The sequence below is a fragment of the Pseudomonas azotoformans genome, assembly GCF_001579805.1.
In the GTDB taxonomy this organism is placed as follows: Bacteria; Pseudomonadota; Gammaproteobacteria; order Pseudomonadales; family Pseudomonadaceae; genus Aquipseudomonas; species Aquipseudomonas azotoformans_A.
In genome coordinates this window covers 3,750,801-3,769,182 of record NZ_CP014546.1, presented here as the reverse complement: position 1 = coordinate 3,769,182, position 18,382 = coordinate 3,750,801, and the positions used below count along the sequence as shown (strand labels likewise).

Sequence of the window (18,382 nt, the reverse complement as noted above, 5' to 3'; positions counted from 1 at the left end):
CAGCTGAACAGTTCAGGAAAATTCGTATTTTTCTCGCGTATACTTCGGTTTTCACGAAGTGATGGTCGTCATGCTCAATTATCGACAACTGCACTACTTCTGGGTGGTGGCCAAGACCGGCAGCATCGTGCGTGCGTGTGAGCAGCTTAACCTCACGCCCCAGACCATCAGCGGGCAGATCAGCCTGTTGGAGCAAACCTTTGGTATCGCGCTGTTTCAGCGCGTCGGCCGCCAATTGGAGTTGACTGAAGCCGGGCGCCAGGCCCTGCCCTATGCCGAGCAGATGTTCCAGACCGGCAATGAATTGGAGGCCATGCTGCGCGCGCAGCCCGATGAACAGCAGATTCTGTTCCGCGTCGGCGTGGCGGATGTGGTGCCCAAGTCCATCGTTTACCGGCTGATCGCGCCGACCATGGAGTTGAGCGAGCCGATCCGCATCACCTGCCGCGAAGACAAACTCGAACGCCTGCTGGCCGACTTGGCCATCCAGCGCCTGGACCTGGTGATTTCCGACAGCCCCATGCCTACGCACCTGGACATTAAGGGCTACAGCCAGAAGTTGGGGGAATGTGGCATCAGTTTTTTCGCCACCCAGGCGTTGGCTGACGCCTACGGCGGAGATTTCCCACAGTGCCTGCACGGCGCGCCGCTGTTGATTCCAGGCGCGGAAACCGTGGTGCGCAGCCGTTTGCAGCGCTGGTTTGCCGAACAGCAGATCCAGCCGAAGATCATCGGTGAGTTCGACGACAGCGCCTTGATGCAGGCCTTCGGCCAATCTGGCAGCGGGATTTTTATCGCCCCCAGCGTGATTGCCGATGAGGTGGTGCGCCAGTACGGCGTGGCGCTGATTGGCCAGACCGTGGCGGTGACCGAGTCGTTCTACGCGATCTCGGTGGAGCGCAAGGTCAAGCACCCCGGCATCGTGGCGATTACCGAAGGTGCCAGGCGCGAGTTGTTCACCACCCTGCCCTGACGGCTCAGGCCTGGGAGGCGACCGGTTGCTTGGCGGTCATCAGCCACAAGGCCAGCAGGATCGACACCAGGATAAACCCGGAAGCGGCAAAACCCAGGCTGCCCAGGCCAAGGGTGTCGATCACATGGCCGCCCACCAGGGCGCCCAGGCCAATCCCCAGGTTGGCCCCGGCGATGTTCAGCGACGCGGCAAATGCCGGCGCGTGGGGCGCAGCCTTCATCAAGCGCACATGGCTGACCAGAAACATCGCCGCCTGGGTCACGCCCCACACGGCCATCGCCGCCGCCAGGCCAAGGGTGGAATGGATCGCCGGCACCAGTGCCACCATGCCCGCAATCATGAAGCCGCAAAACACCATCGACGCGATCAACGGGTGGCGATCCACCGCACGCCCGCCCAACGAATTGCCAATCAGCCCGACCGCCCCGAAGCCCATCAGGCACCAGCCCACCAACGTACCGTCGAAACCGGCCAGGCGCTCGAGAATATCCGCCAGATAGGTGTACGCCGTGAACATGCCGCTGAACACCAGGATCGACAGCAGGATATGGCCCTGCATCAATGGGTTGCGCAGGATCTTGAACTGCGAGCGCAGCGTCACTTCAGCGTTCTTCGGTTGGGTCACCGGCAGGTAGATAAACAGCAGCAAGGCCTTGGCCAAGGCCACCACCGCGAGGATGGCAAACGCGCTGCGCCAGCCGAACATATCGGAAATCAGCGTGCCCACCGGAATGCCGAAGACCGTGGCGCAGACGATCCCGAAGCCGATCTTCTCGATGGCACGCCCGGCGAATTCGGGGCCGACAATTTCCACCGCCGTTTCGCTGGCCAAGGCCCAGAACACCGGCAGGCCCAGGGCCGGGATCAACCGCGCCACTGCCATCACCCAGATATTCGGCGCCAGCGCCGCCACGGTATTGGCCACGCCGAACATGATCAGGATGCTGATAAACAGCCGCTTGCGTGGGAAGCGCGCGCAGTAGGCCGTCAGAAACGGCCCAAAGGCCGCCACGGTAAACGCAAACAAGGTCACCAGCAGCCCGGCCTGGGACACACTCACATTCAGGTCCCGGGCGATGGAGGGCAGCAGGCCGACGATGACGAATTCCGTGGTCAGCACGGTAAAGCCGGCGGCCGACAGCAGCAGGATGGGAAACAACATGAAAACTCCACGAACGACGACATCAACGACAACCCAAAGGGCGCGCTGAAGGATAGGAAAGATGAGAGGACGGAATGTTAACAGGATTTTGCAAAGACTTGGGCGGGCGGGTGACGCAATGCCGCACCGCCGAGGACATCTCCTACAGCGTGCTAGACTTCGCGATCCGCGTCCTACAGCCCTTTCTGCCTGTGCCGCCGTGCCTCCAAAAACCAGAGACAAGTGTTTATGACTGCTGCCCCTTCCCTCCTGCAACGACTGGCCCGCGTCAGCCTGGTCACGCAAATCGTCATCGGCCTGATCGCCGGCATCCTGCTCGCCTTGCTGTTGCCCGAGGCGGCCAAGGCCACCGGGTTTATCGGCAAGGTGTTCGTCGCCGCGCTCAAGGCCGTGGCGCCGATTTTGGTGTTTGTGCTGGTGATGGCGTCGATCGCCAACCATAAGCACGGCCAGGAAACCCATATCAAGCCGATCCTGTTCCTCTACCTGCTGGGCACCTTTGCCGCCGCCGTGGTCGCGGTGATTGCGAGCATGTGGTTCCCCTCCTCACTGGTGCTGGCAACCCATGACGCAACGGTGACCGCGCCCGGCGGCATTGGTGAAGTGCTGCAAAGCCTGCTGTTGAGTGTGGTGGATAACCCGGTCAGCGCACTGATGAATGCCAACTTCATCGGCATCCTGGCCTGGGCCATCGGCATGGGCGTAGCCATTCGCCATGCCGGCGAGACCACGCGCACCGTGCTCGACGACCTGTCCAACGGCGTCACCCTGATCGTGCGTGTGGTGATTCGCTTTGCGCCGCTGGGCATTTTCGGCCTGGTGGCTTCGACCCTGGCCACTTCCGGCTTCGGCGCCCTGCTCGGCTACGCCCACCTGCTGGTGGTGCTAATCGGCTGCATGCTGTTCGTGGCGCTGGTAGTCAACCCGGCCATCGTGTTCTGGAAACTGCGCCGCAATCCTTACCCGTTGGTGCTGATGTGCCTGCGCGAAAGTGGGATCACCGCGTTCTTCACCCGCAGTTCGGCGGCGAACATCCCGGTCAACCTGGCCTTGAGCAAACGCCTGGGCCTGCATGAGGACACCTACTCGGTGTCGATCCCGCTCGGTGCCACCATCAATATGGCCGGCGCCGCGATCACCATTACCGTGTTGACCCTGGCCGCCGTACACACCTTGGGTATCGCCGTCGACCTGCCCACCGCCGTGCTGCTCAGCGTGGTCGCGGCCGTCTGCGCCTGCGGTGCTTCCGGCGTGGCGGGCGGTTCGCTGCTATTGATCCCATTGGCGTGCAGCCTGTTTGGCATTCCCAGCGAGATCGCCATGCAAGTCGTCGCCGTGGGTTTCATCATTGGCGTGCTGCAGGATTCGGCGGAAACCGCGCTGAATTCGTCCACCGATGTGCTGTTCACCGCTGCCGCTTGCCTGGGCAAGGAAGAGCAGCCGGCTTAACCGCCCGCCACAAAAAAGCCCGGAGTCGTTCACTGAAGAACGACCCCGGGCTTTTTTATGACTGGAGGCTTAGAAAGCGCCCATGTAATCACGCTTGCCCACTTCCACGCCGTTGTGGCGCAGCAGCGCGTAAGCGGTGGTGACGTGGAAGAAGAACTGCGGCAGGCCGTAGGTCAGCAGGTAGGACTGGCCGCTGAAGCGCTTCTCTTTCGGCGTGCCTGGGCGAGTGACGATCTCGATGCCTTCCTTGCCGTCGACCTGCTCGGGCTTGATGGTGTCAACAAAGGCCAACACCTTGGCGATCAGCGCTTGCAGGTCGGCAAAGGTGACTTCGGTATCTTCATATTTCGGCACTTCGATCTCGGCCAGGCGTGCGGAAACGCCCTTGGCGAAGTCGACAGCGATCTGCACCTGGCGCACCAGTTGGAACATGTCCGGGAACAGGCGTGCTTGCAGCAAGGCGTTCGGCTCGATGTTCTTGGCGGTAGCGTGGGCTTCGGCCTTGGCCAGCACACCGCTCAGGGCGGTGAGCATTTGCTTGAAGACGGGGATGGAGGCGGCGTACAGGGAAATAGTCATGGCAGTCTCTAGGTAATGTCACGGTTTGAACCAGCGGCGATTATAGCCATGCCCGCCGCTTGTCTTTTATTTTTTCCGGCTTACGCTAGGCACTTCACTGCATAGGGAAAGCGCGATGACCGCCGAGCACGACACCGAGACCCCTGAGCCGCGCCTGAACAGCACGGAAATCCGCATCCTGGGCTGCCTGATCGAGAAACAGGCGACCAACCCCGAAACCTATCCCCTGACCCTCAATGCCCTGGTCCTGGCCTGCAACCAGAAGACCAGCCGCGAGCCGGTGATGAACCTCAGCCAGGGCCAGGTCGGTCAGAGCCTGCGTGCGCTGGAAGGCCAGGGCTTTACCCGCCTGGTGATGGGCAGCCGTGCCGATCGCTGGGAACATCGCGTAGACAAGGCGCTGGAGCTGGTGCCGGCCCAGGTGATCCTCACCGGGCTGTTGTTCCTGCGTGGGCCGCAGACGGTCAATGAACTGTTGACCCGCAGCGGACGCATGCATGACTTCGAAGACGCCGAGCAGGTGGTGCATCAACTGGAGCGCTTGATTGCCCGCGGGCTGGCGTTGCTGGTGCCGCGCCAGGCCGGGCAGCGCGAAGACCGCTACACCCATGCGCTGGGCGATCCGGCGGACATCGAGACGATCCTCGCGGCACGGGGTAGCCCAGTGGAACGCGGGGCGGGCGTTTCGACGGACCGGATCGAAGAACTGGAAGCGCGCATTGCAGCGCTCGAAGAGCGCCTGGCCCAGTTGGAACAGGGCTGAGGTGCTGCGCAGCAAGCGCCCTCGCCACCGTTTCAGCGCAAGGCGTTAACTAGCATTCCAATGGCCACCAGTACACACAGGCTGGCAAACCCCACTTGCAAGATACGGGCGGGAATCACCGAGCACAGGCGTCGGCCGGCGAGCATGCCGACGATGCTTGCGCCGATAAACACCCAGCCCACCGACTCGATGCGCACACCGGCATGGAATGCACCGGCCACGCCGACCAGCGAGAGCAGGCTGATTACCATCAAGGACGTGGCGACGATGCCGCGCATCTGCACATCGGTGAGTTGCTTGAACGCCGGCACGATCAGAAAGCCACCGCCAACGCCCAGCAGGCCGGACACTGCACCGGTCACCGCACCGAGGGCGGCTAGGGTCGCGCTGCATTTGGCGGTCCAGGCGAAGCGCCCGGTCTGCTGATTGAGCATGCAGTTCTTCTGGCCCCAGGACGCCGTGCCATGGTCACTCGGCCCGGCCTCGCGCTTTTCACGCTGCAACATGCGCCAGGCCACCAACACCATCAAGCCACTGAACAGTCCCATCAGCAACGCTTCCGGCAGTTGGTGGGCGAGAAACACCCCCACTGGCGAAAAAAGCGCGCCGAGCAAAGCGATCAGCAGCGCAGCGCGGTAACGCACCAGGCCATGACGCAAACCGTCGATCGCTCCCACGGCTGCTGCCGCGCCGACGGCGAGCAGCGACACCGGCGCGGCCTGGGTCATGCTCAGGCCCAACCCCAACACCAGCGCCGGCACCCCGAGGATGCCGCCGCCCGCGCCGGTCAGGCCCATGACCAGGCCCATCAATAATCCCAACACACTGGCCAGCAGCATTCAGTCCACCTTGCTCAGGCGGGTCAGCCACTCGCGGCCCTTGAGCATGCCGTTCCAGTAGAACCACGGCAGCAAGGTGGCCTTGAGGAACCACATAGAACGCCGCGCCTGGGTCGGGTCCAGGGGAAAGGTCGGCAGCAACTTGCCGCCGTAGCCGAACTCGGCCAGCACCACCTTGCCCTTCTCCACCGTCAGCGGGCAGGAACCGTAGCCATCGTACTTGAGCGGCAGCGGCGCCTGTTTGCGCAGGGCCAGCAGGTTTTCGGCGACCACCACGATCTGCTTGCGCACCGCCGCGGCAGTCTTGGCGTTGGTGGTGCCGCATACATCGCCCAGGCCGAAGATGTGCGGGTAACGCAGGTGTTGCAGGCTGTGGGGGTTCACTTCGCACCAGCCGGCGGCGTCGGCCAGCGGGCTTTGGCGGATGAAATCCGGGGAGACTTGCGGTGGGACAACGTGCAACAGGTCGAAGGATTTTTCTTCAACACGCGCAGTGCCTTCGGCGTCCTTCACTTCGAACCAGGCCTTGCGTGCCGGACCATCGACTTTCACCAGATTGGCGTTGAACGCCAGGCGAGCGTTGTACTTCTCCACGTATTTCATCAACGGCGGCACGAAGGTCGCCACGCCGAACAGCGCGGCACCGGCCAGGTTGAATTCGACGTCGATGTTTTTCAGCACGCCTTGCTTGAGCCAGTGATCGCAGGACAAATACAGGGCCTTTTGCGGCGCGCCCGCGCATTTGATCGGCATGGCCGGCTGGGTAAAGATCGCCTTGCCGCCCTTGAGTTGCTGCACCAACTGCCAGGTGTAGGCGGCGTGCTGGTAGCTGTAGTTGGACGTGACGCCATGCTTGCCGAGGGTGTCTTGCAGGCCTTCGACCTTCTCCCACGCCAGGCGCAGGCCGGGGCAGACAATCAGGTTTTGCCAACTGACACGCTGGCCGCTGTCGAGGATCAGGGTCTGCTCGTCGGGCAGTACTTCGGTGACGGCGGCCTGCACCCAGGTGACGCCATTGGGCAATACATCCGCCAGCGGGCGGCGGGTCTTTTTCAGGTCATAGGCGCCGCCGCCCACCAAGGTCCAGGCGGGCTGGTAGCAGTGGTGGTCGCTCGGTTCGATCAGGATGATGTTCAGGTGCGGGTCGCGCTTGAGCAGGCTGGCCAGCAGGCCAATGCCCGCCGAGCCGCCGCCGATGACTACGATGTCGCCACTGATGGTTGGGCCCCAGTGTTGGTCGGTCATGGTCTATCGCCTTTGTCATACATGCACACAAGGGTCGCTGCCGGATGGCGTCACGCCCAGCTTTTTATGACCGCGCCGCAGTACAGCCCGGACAGGGTCTTCATTACTTGAATCACTTCGTGGCTGGCCAGCCCGTAGAAGATGTATTTACCTTCCCGACGGGTGGCGACCAACCCTTCGTCGCGCAAAATGCCCAACTGTTGTGACAGCGTGGGCTGGCGCACGCCGGTCAGGGCTTCCAGCTCGCCGACATTGCGCTCGCCCTGGGTCAACTGGCACAGGATCAACAAACGGTCCTCATTGGCCAGGGCCTTGAGCAAGGAACAAGCCTTGGACGCCGATGCGCGCAACTGGGCGACTTCGCCCTCACTCAGAGTAGATTCCATTTGCCTCGGGTCCTTTTTGTCACTTAAGCTCAAAACATTATGTGAAAACGTAAACTGATTGTAACTACTTTTTTCTTCATCCGGGACAACCGCCATGCCAGCGCTGATCCAAGCCTTTCTGGACGAGGCATCGTCGACCTACACCTACGTCGTTTATGAAGCCGATGGCGGCCCCTGCGCCATCGTCGATTCAGTGCTCAACTACGACCCGGCCTCGGGGCGCACCGACACGCGGCAGGCCGACAAGGTCATCGCCTTCGTGCGCGAGCACAGCTTGCAGGTGCAATGGTTGCTGGAAACCCACGCCCACGCTGATCACTTGTCCGCCGCGCCTTACCTGCGCCGCACCTTGGGCGGCAAGATCGCCATCGGGCAGTCCATCAGCAAAGTACAGGGCGTGTTCAAGAACCTGTTCAACCTGGAGCCGGAATTTCGCGTGGATGGCTCGCAGTTCGATCATCTGTTTGCGCCGGATGAGGTGTTTCACATCGGCACGATCAAGGCCCAGGCCCTGCATGTGCCTGGGCATACCCCGGCGGACATGGCCTACCTGATCGACGACCGGTTGATCCTGGTGGGCGACACGCTGTTCATGCCGGATGTCGGCACGGCGCGCTGTGATTTCCCCGGCGGCGATGCGCGGCAGTTGTATGCGTCGATGCGCAAGTTGCTGGCCTTTGCGTTGGAAACCGAACTGTACGTCTGCCACGACTACCCGCCCGAAGGCCGTGAGGCAAAATGCCGGACCACGGTGGCCGAGCAGCGCGCCGGAAATATCCATGTGCATGACGGCGTGGATGAAGCCACGTTTGTCGAGATGCGCACCACGCGCGACGCAGGGCTGGGGATGCCGACGCTGTTGCTGCCAGCGATCCAGGTGAATGTGCGGGCGGGGAATATGCCGCCGGCGGAGGACAACGGGGTGGTGTACCTGAAGATTCCGGTCAACCGCCTCTAACCCAGGTTGATGCCGTTGGCCGGTAGCGGCAATGCGGTTTTATAGCGCACTTGCTTGAGGGCGAAGCTCGACCGGATGTTCGCCACCCCCGGCACCTTGGTCAAAAAGTCCATCATGAAACGCTCCAGCGACTGGATCGTCGGCACCAGCACCCGGATCAGGTAGTCCGGGTCGCCGGCCATCAGGTAACACTCCATCACCTCAGGCCGGTCGGAGATCGCGCCTTCGAACTGCTGCAATGCCAGTTCATTCTGCTTTTCCAGGCTCACGTGGATGAACACGTTGACGTGCAGCCCCAGCAAATCAGCGTCGAGCAGCGTGACCTGGTCACGGATCAAGCCCAGCTCTTCCATCGCTTTCACCCGGTTGAAACACGGCGTGGGCGATAGGTTCACCGAGCGGGCCAGGTCGGCGTTGGTGATGCGGGCGTTCTCCTGCAGGGCGTTGAGAATGCCGATATCGGTACGGTCCAGTTTGCGCATGAGACAAAATCACCTGTTTATTATGTTTATGCAGTTTTTTTATCCGCAAATGATCCTGAGCGCAATGAAACACAGATAAATATTCTTCTACGCCCCGCCTATGATTGTTGTAGGACAAGATTTCTCCTATCCGGAGGCTGACTGTCAGCTAGCGCGCCCACTACAAGAAATTCACAAGATAGAGCGTAGAAAGCCATGACCCAGCAGTATGAACCGCTGCGCCTGCACGTCCCTGAACCCTCGGGCCGCCCAGGCTGCAAAACCGACTTCACCTACCTGCGCCTGACTGACGCAGGTCTAGTGCGCAAACCCGCCATCGACGTAGAACCCGCCGACACCGCCGACCTGGCCAAGGGCCTGATCCGCGTGCTCGACGACCAGGGCCAGGCCCTCGGCCCGTGGGCCGAAGGCGTCCCGGTCGAGATCCTGCGCAAAGGCATGCGCGCCATGCTCAAGACGCGCATTTTCGACAACCGCATGGTGGTCGCCCAGCGTCAGAAAAAAATGTCGTTCTACATGCAAAGCCTTGGCGAAGAAGCCATCGGCAGCGCCCAGGCCCTGGCCTTGAACATCGACGACATGTGCTTCCCCACCTACCGCCAGCAAAGCATCCTGATGGCCCGCGAAGTGCCGCTGGTGGACCTGATCTGCCAACTGCTGTCCAACGAGCGTGATCCGCTCAAGGGCCGCCAGTTGCCGATCATGTACTCGGTGAAAGACGCCGGTTTCTTTACCATTTCCGGCAACCTCGCCACCCAATTCGTACAGGGCGTGGGCTGGGGCATGGCCTCCGCGATCAAGGGCGATACCAAGATTGCCTCGGCCTGGATCGGCGACGGCGCCACCGCCGAATCCGACTTCCACACCGCCCTCACCTTCGCCCACGTGTACCGGGCGCCAGTGATCCTCAACGTGGTCAACAACCAGTGGGCCATCTCCACCTTCCAGGCGATTGCCGGCGGTGAAGCCACCACCTTCGCCGGACGCGGCGTCGGTTGCGGCATCGCCTCCCTGCGCGTGGACGGCAACGACTTTATCGCGGTGTACGCCGCCTCCGCCTGGGCCGCCGAGCGTGCGCGCCGCAACCTGGGCCCGACGCTGATCGAATGGGTCACTTACCGCGCCGGCCCGCATTCCACTTCGGATGATCCGTCCAAATACCGTCCCGCCGACGACTGGAGCCACTTCCCCCTGGGCGACCCGATTGCCCGCCTCAAGCAGCACCTGATCAAGATTGGCCAGTGGTCCGAAGAGGAACACGCGGCGGTCAGCGCAGAACTTGAAGCAGAAGTGGTCAAGGCCCAGAAAGAAGCCGAACAGTACGGCACCCTGGCCGGTGGCCAGATTCCAAGCGCCGCGACCATGTTCGAAGACGTCTACAAAGAGATGCCGGAGCATTTGAAGCGCCAGCGTCAAGAGTTGGGGGTCTGACATGAACGATCACAACAACAGCATTGAAGTGGAAACCGCCATGACCACCACCACCATGACCATGATCCAGGCCCTGCGCTCGGCCATGGATGTGATGCTCGAACGTGACGACAACGTGGTGGTGTTTGGCCAGGACGTCGGTTATTTCGGCGGCGTGTTCCGTTGCACCGAAGGCTTGCAGACCAAGTACGGCAGCTCGCGCGTGTTCGACGCGCCGATCTCCGAGAGCGGCATTATCGGCGTGGCCGTGGGCATGGGCGCCTACGGCCTGCGTCCGGTGGCCGAGATCCAGTTCGCCGACTACGTCTACCCCGCCACCGACCAGATCATTTCCGAAGCGGCGCGCCTGCGTTACCGCTCGGGCCGGCCAGTTCACCGCGCCACTGACCATGCGCATGCCGTGCGGCGGCGGCATCTACGGCGGGCAGACCCACAGCCAGAGTATCGAAGCGGTGTTCACCCAGGTCTGCGGCCTGCGTACGGTCATGCCGTCGAACCCCTATGACGCGAAAGGGCTGCTGATCGCCTCCATCGAAAACGATGACCCGGTGATCTTCCTCGAACCCAAACGCCTGTACAACGGCCCATTCGATGGCCATCACGACCGCCCGGTGACCCCGTGGTCGAAACACCCGCAAGCCCAAGTACCGGACGGTTATTACACCGTGCCGCTGGACGTGGCCGCCATCGTGCGTCCGGGTTCGGCGGTCACCGTGCTGACCTACGGCACCACCGTGTATGTGTCGCAAGTCGCCGCCGAAGAAACCGGCATCGACGCCGAGGTCATCGACCTGCGCAGCCTGTGGCCGCTGGACCTGGAAACCATCGTCAAATCCGTGAAGAAGACTGGCCGTTGCGTGGTGGTGCATGAAGCCACCCGCACCTGCGGTTTTGGTGCCGAGTTGGTGTCGCTGGTGCAAGAACATTGCTTCCACCACCTGGAAGCGCCGATCGAACGCGTCACCGGTTGGGACACCCCCTACCCGCACGCGCAAGAGTGGGCGTATTTCCCAGGGCCGTCCCGAGTGGGCGCGGCGTTGAAACGGGTCATGGAGGTCTGAATGGGCACGCACGTAATCAAGATGCCGGACATTGGCGAAGGCATCGCGGAAGTTGAACTGTCGGTGTGGCATGTGAAGGTCGGCGACATGGTCGTGGAAGACCAGGTGCTGGCGGATGTGATGACCGACAAGGCGATGGTGGATATTCCTTCGCCGGTGCACGGCAAGGTGATTTCCCTCGGCGGTGAGCCGGGCGAAGTCATGGCCGTGGGCAGTATTCTGATCAGCATTGAAGTGGAAGGCGCCGGCAACGCCAAGGAAGCGCCCGCCGTGAAGGAAGCGCCGAAGGCCGCGCCTGTGGTTGAGGCCAAGCCTGCGCCGGCGGCGTTTGAAAGCAAACCGGCACCGGTTATCGCAGCCCAGGCGCCTGTGGCACGTGAAGCCGACGAACGCCCATTGGCCTCCCCTGCTGTGCGCAAGCATGCATTGGACGCCGGGATCCAACTGCGTCTGGTGCAGGGCTCTGGCCCGGCGGGCCGGATTCTGCACGAAGATCTGGAGGCTTACTTGCTCCAGGGTCCGGCGAAAAACTCTACAGCCGCCAACCCCTACGCCGAACGCCACACCGAAGAACAGATCCCGGTGATCGGCATGCGCCGCAAGATCGCCCAGCGCATGCAGGACGCCACCCGGCGCGCCGCGCATTTCAGCTATGTGGAAGAGATCGACGTCACCGCCCTCGACGAGCTGCGCGTGCACCTCAACGAGAAACACGGCGCTACGCGCGGCAAGCTGACCCTGCTGCCGTTCATCGTGCGCGCCATGGTGGTGGCACTGCGTGACTTCCCGCAGATCAACGCGCGCTACGACGACGAAGCCCAGGTCATCACCCGCCTCGGCGCGGTGCATGTGGGCGTCGCCACCCAGAGCGATGTTGGCCTGATGGTGCCGGTGGTGCGTCACGCCGAAGCCCGCAGCCTGTGGGGCAACGCTGAAGAAATCGCGCGCTTGGCCACGGCTGCACGCAATGGCAAGGCCAGCCGCGACGAGCTGTCGGGCTCGACGATCACCCTGACCAGCCTGGGTGCCTTGGGTGGCATCGTCAGCACGCCGGTGCTGAACCTGCCGGAAGTGGCCATCGTTGGCGTCAACCGTATCGTTGAACGGCCGATGGTGATCAAGGGCCAGATCGTGGTGCGCAAGATGATGAACCTCTCCAGCTCCTTCGATCACCGCGTGGTCGATGGCATGGACGCGGCGCAATTCATCCAGGCCATTCGCGGCCTGCTCGAACAACCCGCCAGCCTGTTCCTGGAGTAAGGCATGACGCAGACATTGAATACCACGCTGCTGATTATCGGCGGCGGCCCTGGCGGTTATGTGGCGGCGATCCGTGCCGGCCAGTTGGGCATCCCGACCATTCTGGTGGAAGGCCAGGCGCTCGGCGGCACCTGCCTGAATATCGGCTGCATCCCGTCCAAGGCGTTGATCCATGTGGCCGAGCAGTTCCAGCAAACCATCCACCACAGCCAGGGTTCGCAACTGGGCATTGAAGTGGATGTGCCGACCCTGGATATCCGCAAAAGCGTGGAATGGAAAGATGGCATCGTGGATCGCCTGACCACGGGCGTCGCCGCCTTGCTGAAGAAGCACAAGGTGCAAGTGATCCACGGTTGGGCCAAGGTGGTGGACGGCAAAACCGTTGACGTCGGCGACCAGCGCATCCGGTGCGAGCACTTGCTGCTGGCCACCGGTTCGAAAAGCGTCAACCTGCCGATGCTGCCGATTGGCGGGCCGATCATCTCCTCCACCGAAGCCCTTGCACCGAAAAGCGTGCCCAAGCGCCTGATCGTGGTAGGCGGCGGTTATATCGGCCTGGAACTGGGCATCGCCTACCGTAAGCTCGGCGCCGAGGTCAGTGTGGTCGAGGCGCAGGATCGGATCCTGCCGGCCTATGACGCGGAGCTGACGCAGCCGGTGAACGAATCCCTCAAGCAACTGGGCGTGAAGCTGTACCTCAAGCACAGCGTCACCGGTTTTGCCGATGACAGCCTGCAAGTACGCGACCCGAATGGCGACACCCTGTCGTTGGCAACCGACCAGGTGCTGGTCGCCGTCGGTCGCAAACCCAACACCCAGGGTTGGAACCTTGAAGCGCTGAACCTGGAGATGAACGGCTCGGCGATCAAAATCGACAGCCGCTGCCAGACCAGCATGCGCAACGTGTATGCCATCGGCGACCTGAGTGGCGAGCCAATGCTCGCGCACCGCGCCATGGCCCAGGGCGAAATGGTCGCCGAGCTGATCAGCGGCAAGTCCCGCGAATTCAACCCTGCCGCGATCCCGGCGGTGTGCTTCACCGACCCGGAACTGGTGGTGGTCGGCAAGACCCCGGACGAAGCCAAGGCCGCCGGATTGGACTGCATCGTCTCAAGCTTCCCGTTCGCGGCCAATGGCCGGGCAATGACCCTGGAGTCGAAAACCGGCTTCGTACGGGTGGTGGCGCGACGTGACAACCACCTGATCGTCGGCTGGCAGGCCGTGGGGGTGGGTGTCTCGGAACTGTCCACCGCCTTTGGCCTGAGCCTGGAAATGGGGTCGCGCCTGGAAGACGTGGCGGGCACCATCCACGCTCATCCGACCCTTGGTGAAGCGGTGCAGGAAGCCGCGCTGCGGGCGCTGGGGCATGCGTTGCACCTTTGAAGGGGGTGCTAAGGCACCGGCTAATGAAGTATTGTTGCGCCCATCCAGAAAAAAACCGACTTGACCAACGATAGAGGGTGTCATGGGTAACGAAAGCATCAATTGGGACAAGCTGGGTTTTGACTACATCAAGACCGACAAGCGGTTTCTCCAGGTCTGGAAAAACGGCGAATGGCAAGAAGGCACCCTGACCGACGACAACGTGCTGCACATCAGCGAGGGCTCCACCGCCCTGCACTACGGCCAGCAATGCTTTGAAGGCCTCAAGGCCTACCGCTGCAAGGACGGTTCGATCAACCTGTTCCGCCCGGGCCAGAACGCCGCCCGCATGCAACGCAGCTGCGCGCGCCTGCTGATGCCGCATGTGCCGACCGACGTGTTCATCGATGCCTGCAAACAAGTGGTCAAGGCCAACGAACATTTCATCCCGCCGTACGGCAGCGGCGGCGCGCTGTACCTGCGCCCGTTCGTGATCGGCACCGGTGACAACATCGGCGTGCGTACCGCGCCGGAGTTCATCTTCTCCGTGTTCTGCATCCCGGTCGGCGCCTACTTCAAAGGCGGCCTGGTGCCGCACAACTTCCAGATCTCCACCTTCGACCGCGCCGCGCCACAAGGCACCGGTGCCGCCAAGGTCGGTGGCAACTACGCCGCCAGCCTGATGCCCGGTTCCGAAGCGAAGAAAGCCGGTTTTGCCGACGCGATCTACCTGGACCCGATGACCCATTCGAAAATCGAAGAAGTCGGCTCGGCGAACTTCTTCGGGATCACCCACGACAACCAGTTCATCACGCCGAAGTCGCCTTCGGTGCTGCCAGGCATCACCCGCCTGTCGCTGATCGAACTGGCCAAGACCCGCCTGGGCCTGGACGTGGTCGAGGGCGAAGTGTTCATCGACAAACTGGACCAGTTCAAGGAAGCCGGCGCCTGCGGTACGGCTGCGGTGATCTCGCCGATCGGCGGCATCCAGTACAACGGCAAGCTGCACGTATTCCACAGCGAGACCGAAGTCGGCCCGATCACCCAGAAGCTCTACAAAGAGCTGACCGGTGTGCAGACCGGTGACGTTGAAGCGCCGCAAGGCTGGATCGTCAAGGTCTAAGCAACCCGGAAAAACCCGCCAGATGGCGGGTTTTTTATTGTTCCGGGATATTCACCGTGATCTTCTTGCCCATGCTGATCCTCGGCTCCACCCCATACCCCAACGCCTCGTAGAACCCTACCACCGCATCATTGCCGCCAGTGATCTGCAGGTTGATCTTCATACAACCCAAGGCGGTCAATGCCTGTTCCGCATGACGCACCAGTGAAGACCCCAAGCCATGGCGCCGATAGTCGGCGTGCACCGCCACCGAATACAGCCAGCCACGGTGGCCGTCGTAGCCGGCCAGAATCGTTCCGATCACCGTCTTTTTATCCGTGGCCACGAAGAACAACCCATCGTTGACGGCCAGTTTCTTATCGATCGCCAGGGTGGGTACGTTATGGGCAGTGTCATAACCAAAGGCCTGCTGCCATAACCCAACCACTTGCGTCCGATGCTGACGGTCGCGGTAAGGCCCGATGGGGTGCCGGGACAGCAGCGCCTTTTCCATCACCAACGTACGTTCATTGCCGTGGTAAACATCACGCACGGTGTTAAACCCCAGCTTGGTGTAGAACGGCTCGGCCGTCAGTGAGGACGGCACGCTCAATACCGTCACCCCAGCCTCACGGGCGCGCAACTCGATCTCGATCATTAGCAGCCGGCCAATGCCTTGCCCTTGCAGCGCCGGGTTGACGAACACCGAGCGCACCACGTTGGCGTCGAGGGCGGCGGTGGCGACGATCACTTGATCTTGAATGGCCACCAGCACCAGGCGGCGCTTGAGCAAGGCCAACACGGCATCCGGCGTGAAGTTACTCGCCACCCGCGCAATTACATCCGCCGGGTAATCCCGCGCATTGCTGCTGTGCAAGGCCGCCAGGATGACCTGGCTGATCCCTTCAGCATCGGCTGCCTGGGCGAGACGAACGGCGGTAGACATGATTCCTCCTGGCTGACGGCGTTTTAACAACCCGCACGATACCAATTTTGACCTGCGCCCGCCCGAACAGCCGATTCGGCTGCCCTACCCCACTCTTCAGCTTTCCCGGCTGAGCCGCCCTTAGGTTTCAGCCGGGATTCATCCGCCATACCGCACAAAATAGCCCCACAGCTCAACCCCATGGATTCGTGCACCCATGCAAACCACCAATACCGTCTTGATGATTCGCCCGGCGCGCTTTGCCTTCAACCCGGATACCGCAATCAACAACCGCTTCCAACGCCAGCCCCTCGACCCGCTCAGCGCACAGCAGAAAGCGCTGGAAGAATTCGACGGCTATGTCGACACCCTGCGCCAACACGGCGTCGAAGTACTGGTGGTGCAAGACACGCCGGCGCCCCACACGCCCGATTCGATCTTCCCCAATAACTGGTGGAGCAGCCACGCCGACGGCAGCCTGGTGCTTTACCCGATGGAAGGCCAGAACCGACGACTGGAGCGCAACAAAGGCGTGCTGCACGTGTTGGAACAACGATTTACAGTCAAGGACACCATCGACCTCAGCCACCTCGAACAACAGAACATCTTCCTCGAAGGCACCGGCAGCATGGTGCTCGACCGCCAGCATCGCATCAGCTACGCCTGCCATTCCGGGCGCACCCACCACGACGCCCTGCGCCAGTTCGCCGAGCGACTCGACTACCAACTCTGCGTGTTCCACGCCGTCGACCGCCATCACGCGCCGATCTACCACAGCAACGTGATGATGAGCGTTGGCCGCGACCTCTCGGTGGTGTGCCTGCAAGCCCTGCCGGACGCCAGCGAACGCCAGGCCCTGGAACGCTCCCTGCGCGACACCGGCAAAGACATCCTCGCCCTCGACTTCGACCAGTTGGAGGCCTTCGCCGGCAACATGCTCGAAGTGCATGACCGCGACGGCCAACCACTGCTGGTGATGTCGGCCAGCGCCTGGGGCGCCCTGCAACCCGCGCAGCGCGTGCATGTGGAACGCCATACGCGCCCGGTGGTGGTGAACATCGACAACATCGAACGCATCGGCGGCGGCAGTGCCCGCTGCATGCTGGCGGAAGTGCACCTGCCCGCCCGCGCCACCGTCCAATAACTCAAGGAGTCTTGCCATGACCCGCTATATCGACGTCAACGACCTCTGCTACTTGGTCTCGCAAAAAGGCCTGCAAACCTGCATCACTGAGATGGCCGAGTACATCCGTGCCGACTACCTGCGCTGGCAGGATTTCGAAAAATGCGCGCGCCTGGCCAACCACTCGCCGGACGGCGTGATCGAGCTGATGCCGGTGTCCGACGCGTCGCTGTACGCGTTCAAATACGTCAACGGCCACCCGAAAAACACCCTGGCCGGCATGCTCACCGTGATGGCCTTCGGCGCTCTGGGCGATGTGGACACCGGTCTGCCGGTGCTGTTGGCGGAAATGACCCTGACCACCGCGATTCGCACCGCCGCCACCTCGGCGTTGGTCGCCCGCTACCTGGCCCGCGACAACAGTCGCAGCATGGCGCTGATCGGCAACGGCTCCCAGAGCGAGTTCCAGGCCCTGGCCTTCCACGCCATGCTCGGCATCAATGAGATCCGCCTGTTCGATATCGACGCCAAGGCCACCGCCAAGCTGGCGGCCAACCTCAAGGCGTTCCCGGCGATCAAGGTGATCCTGGCCGGCAGCGTCGCCGAAGCGGTGAAAGGCGCGGACATCGTCACCACCGTCACCGCCGATAAGGCCTACGCCACCATCCTGACGGACGAGATGATCGAGCCCGGCATGCACCTCAACGCCGTCGGCGGCGACTGCCCCGGCAAGACCGAGCTGGACCGACGTATCGTCGAGCGCGCGCGGGTGATCGTCGAGTACGAGCCGCAAAGCCGCATCGAAGGTGAAATCCAGCACATGCCGGAAGACTCGCCCGTCACCGAACTGTGGCAAGTGATCAACGGCCAACAGCCCGGCCGCGAAAATGCGCGCCAGGTCACTCTGTTCGACTCGGTGGGTTTTGCCATCGAAGACTACTCGGCCCTGCGTTATGTGCTGGACGTGGCCAAGGCCCTGGATGTAGGCAGCGATCTTGAGTTGGTGCCGGACCTGGCCGACCCGAAAGACCTGTTCGCTCGCCTGGCCCAGCAGCCTCGGCTACAGCAGAAAAAGCGCGCCTGAGAACGCTCTGGCCTGCCGCTTTGAGCTGAGGGCGGGCCAGATTCACCGCAGTGAAAAGCCGATTCAGCGGGTGACTCAGCCGATTCCGCTGCATTGTCGGTTTTAACAGCGCAATTCGCGCTTTATGTGAGGGGTAAACGACACAAAAAACGCACCACCTTGGAGCATTCTCTCCCACCAATAAGAACGATTTGTTTC

At 62.3% G+C, this 18,382-nt stretch carries 17 protein-coding genes and 1 pseudogene; 11 read left to right on the top strand and 7 right to left on the bottom strand.

What is annotated here, in order from left to right; translation table 11 throughout:
• Positions 1 to 70 precede the first annotated feature (70 nt).
• Positions 71 to 973, top strand: coding sequence for a transcriptional activator NhaR (gene nhaR / locus AYR47_RS17645; protein WP_020372645.1), 903 nt, complete (start codon positions 71 to 73; stop codon positions 971 to 973).
• 4 nt (positions 974 to 977) lie between these two features.
• Here the strand turns inward: nhaR and AYR47_RS17640 are convergent, their stop codons facing one another.
• Positions 978 to 2,135, bottom strand: coding sequence for an MFS transporter (locus tag AYR47_RS17640; RefSeq protein WP_061436098.1), 1,158 nt, complete (start codon positions 2,133 to 2,135; stop codon positions 978 to 980).
• Between the two features lie 228 nt (positions 2,136 to 2,363).
• Between AYR47_RS17640 and sstT the strand changes: the two genes are divergently transcribed.
• Positions 2,364 to 3,584 carry a serine/threonine transporter SstT gene (sstT, locus tag AYR47_RS17635; protein WP_033902034.1) on the top strand — a complete coding sequence of 407 codons (1,221 nt, stop codon included), beginning with the start codon at positions 2,364 to 2,366 and terminating at the stop codon, positions 3,582 to 3,584.
• Between the two features lie 69 nt (positions 3,585 to 3,653).
• Here the strand turns inward: sstT and AYR47_RS17630 are convergent, their stop codons facing one another.
• Positions 3,654 to 4,163, bottom strand: coding sequence for a DUF1993 domain-containing protein (locus AYR47_RS17630; protein WP_033902033.1), 510 nt, complete (start codon positions 4,161 to 4,163; stop codon positions 3,654 to 3,656).
• A 115-nt stretch (positions 4,164 to 4,278) separates the two neighbouring features.
• On the opposite strand from AYR47_RS17630, the gene AYR47_RS17625 reads away from it, so the two are divergent.
• Positions 4,279 to 4,926, top strand: a complete 648-nt coding sequence (locus AYR47_RS17625; RefSeq protein WP_061436096.1) for a YceH family protein — start codon at positions 4,279 to 4,281, stop codon at positions 4,924 to 4,926.
• Positions 4,927 to 4,958: 32 nt separating this feature from the next.
• On the opposite strand, the gene AYR47_RS17620 is transcribed toward AYR47_RS17625, so the two are convergent.
• Genes AYR47_RS17620 through AYR47_RS17610 form a run of 3 tightly spaced genes read right to left on the bottom strand, consistent with a single transcriptional unit; the run spans position 4,959 to position 7,396 of the window.
• The gene (locus AYR47_RS17620) at positions 4,959 to 5,765 is read right to left on the bottom strand and encodes a sulfite exporter TauE/SafE family protein (RefSeq protein WP_033902031.1); all 807 of its coding nucleotides are present in this window, start codon (positions 5,763 to 5,765) and stop codon (positions 4,959 to 4,961) included.
• The gene (locus AYR47_RS17615; protein WP_061436094.1) at positions 5,766 to 7,010 is read right to left on the bottom strand and encodes an FAD/NAD(P)-binding oxidoreductase; all 1,245 of its coding nucleotides are present in this window, start codon (positions 7,008 to 7,010) and stop codon (positions 5,766 to 5,768) included. It lies immediately after the preceding gene.
• A gap of 50 nt (positions 7,011 to 7,060) precedes the next feature.
• Positions 7,061 to 7,396 (bottom strand): ArsR/SmtB family transcription factor, encoded by a 336-nt coding sequence (locus AYR47_RS17610; RefSeq protein ID WP_005789341.1) that lies wholly within the window; start codon positions 7,394 to 7,396, stop codon positions 7,061 to 7,063.
• A gap of 94 nt (positions 7,397 to 7,490) precedes the next feature.
• Here AYR47_RS17610 and AYR47_RS17605 point away from each other — a divergent pair, with 94 nt between their 5' ends.
• Positions 7,491 to 8,354: an MBL fold metallo-hydrolase gene (locus tag AYR47_RS17605; protein ID WP_033902029.1), complete on the top strand. Its 864-nt coding sequence runs from the start codon at positions 7,491 to 7,493 to the stop codon at positions 8,352 to 8,354.
• On the opposite strand, the gene bkdR is transcribed toward AYR47_RS17605, so the two are convergent.
• The gene (gene bkdR / locus AYR47_RS17600) at positions 8,351 to 8,836 is read right to left on the bottom strand and encodes a Bkd operon transcriptional regulator BkdR (protein WP_010209335.1); all 486 of its coding nucleotides are present in this window, start codon (positions 8,834 to 8,836) and stop codon (positions 8,351 to 8,353) included. The genes AYR47_RS17605 and bkdR overlap by 4 nt on opposite strands.
• 195 nt (positions 8,837 to 9,031) lie before the next feature.
• On the opposite strand from bkdR, the gene AYR47_RS17595 reads away from it, so the two are divergent.
• The 5 genes and pseudogenes from AYR47_RS17595 (at position 9,032) to AYR47_RS17575 (ending at position 15,073) form a co-directional block, all read left to right on the top strand.
• A complete protein-coding gene (locus AYR47_RS17595; protein ID WP_033902028.1) occupies positions 9,032 to 10,267 on the top strand; it encodes a 3-methyl-2-oxobutanoate dehydrogenase (2-methylpropanoyl-transferring) subunit alpha in 1,236 nt (411 codons plus the stop codon).
• A 1-nt stretch (position 10,268) separates the two neighbouring features.
• Positions 10,269 to 11,328: pseudogene (locus tag AYR47_RS17590) on the top strand (alpha-ketoacid dehydrogenase subunit beta).
• Complete coding sequence (locus tag AYR47_RS17585) at positions 11,329 to 12,588, top strand: dihydrolipoamide acetyltransferase family protein (RefSeq protein WP_033902027.1); 1,260 nt, start codon at positions 11,329 to 11,331, stop codon at positions 12,586 to 12,588. It abuts the pseudogene before it with no gap.
• Between the two features lie 3 nt (positions 12,589 to 12,591).
• Entirely contained in the window at positions 12,592 to 13,971 is a 1,380-nt protein-coding gene (gene lpdA, locus AYR47_RS17580; protein ID WP_061436092.1) for a dihydrolipoyl dehydrogenase, read from the top strand.
• A gap of 82 nt (positions 13,972 to 14,053) precedes the next feature.
• Positions 14,054 to 15,073 carry a branched-chain amino acid aminotransferase gene (locus AYR47_RS17575; protein WP_061436090.1) on the top strand — a complete coding sequence of 340 codons (1,020 nt, stop codon included), beginning with the start codon at positions 14,054 to 14,056 and terminating at the stop codon, positions 15,071 to 15,073.
• Positions 15,074 to 15,107: 34 nt separating this feature from the next.
• Here the strand turns inward: AYR47_RS17575 and AYR47_RS32160 are convergent, their stop codons facing one another.
• Entirely contained in the window at positions 15,108 to 15,998 is an 891-nt protein-coding gene (locus tag AYR47_RS32160) for a GNAT family acetyltransferase (protein WP_082461830.1), read from the bottom strand.
• Between the two features lie 196 nt (positions 15,999 to 16,194).
• Between AYR47_RS32160 and ctlX the strand changes: the two genes are divergently transcribed.
• On the top strand, positions 16,195 to 17,121 hold the full coding sequence (gene ctlX, locus AYR47_RS17560) for a citrulline utilization hydrolase CtlX (RefSeq protein WP_033902024.1): 927 nt from the start codon (positions 16,195 to 16,197) through the stop codon (positions 17,119 to 17,121).
• A 16-nt stretch (positions 17,122 to 17,137) separates the two neighbouring features.
• The gene (locus AYR47_RS17555) at positions 17,138 to 18,184 is read left to right on the top strand and encodes an ornithine cyclodeaminase (RefSeq protein ID WP_033902023.1); all 1,047 of its coding nucleotides are present in this window, start codon (positions 17,138 to 17,140) and stop codon (positions 18,182 to 18,184) included.
• Positions 18,185 to 18,382: the final 198 nt, after the last annotated feature.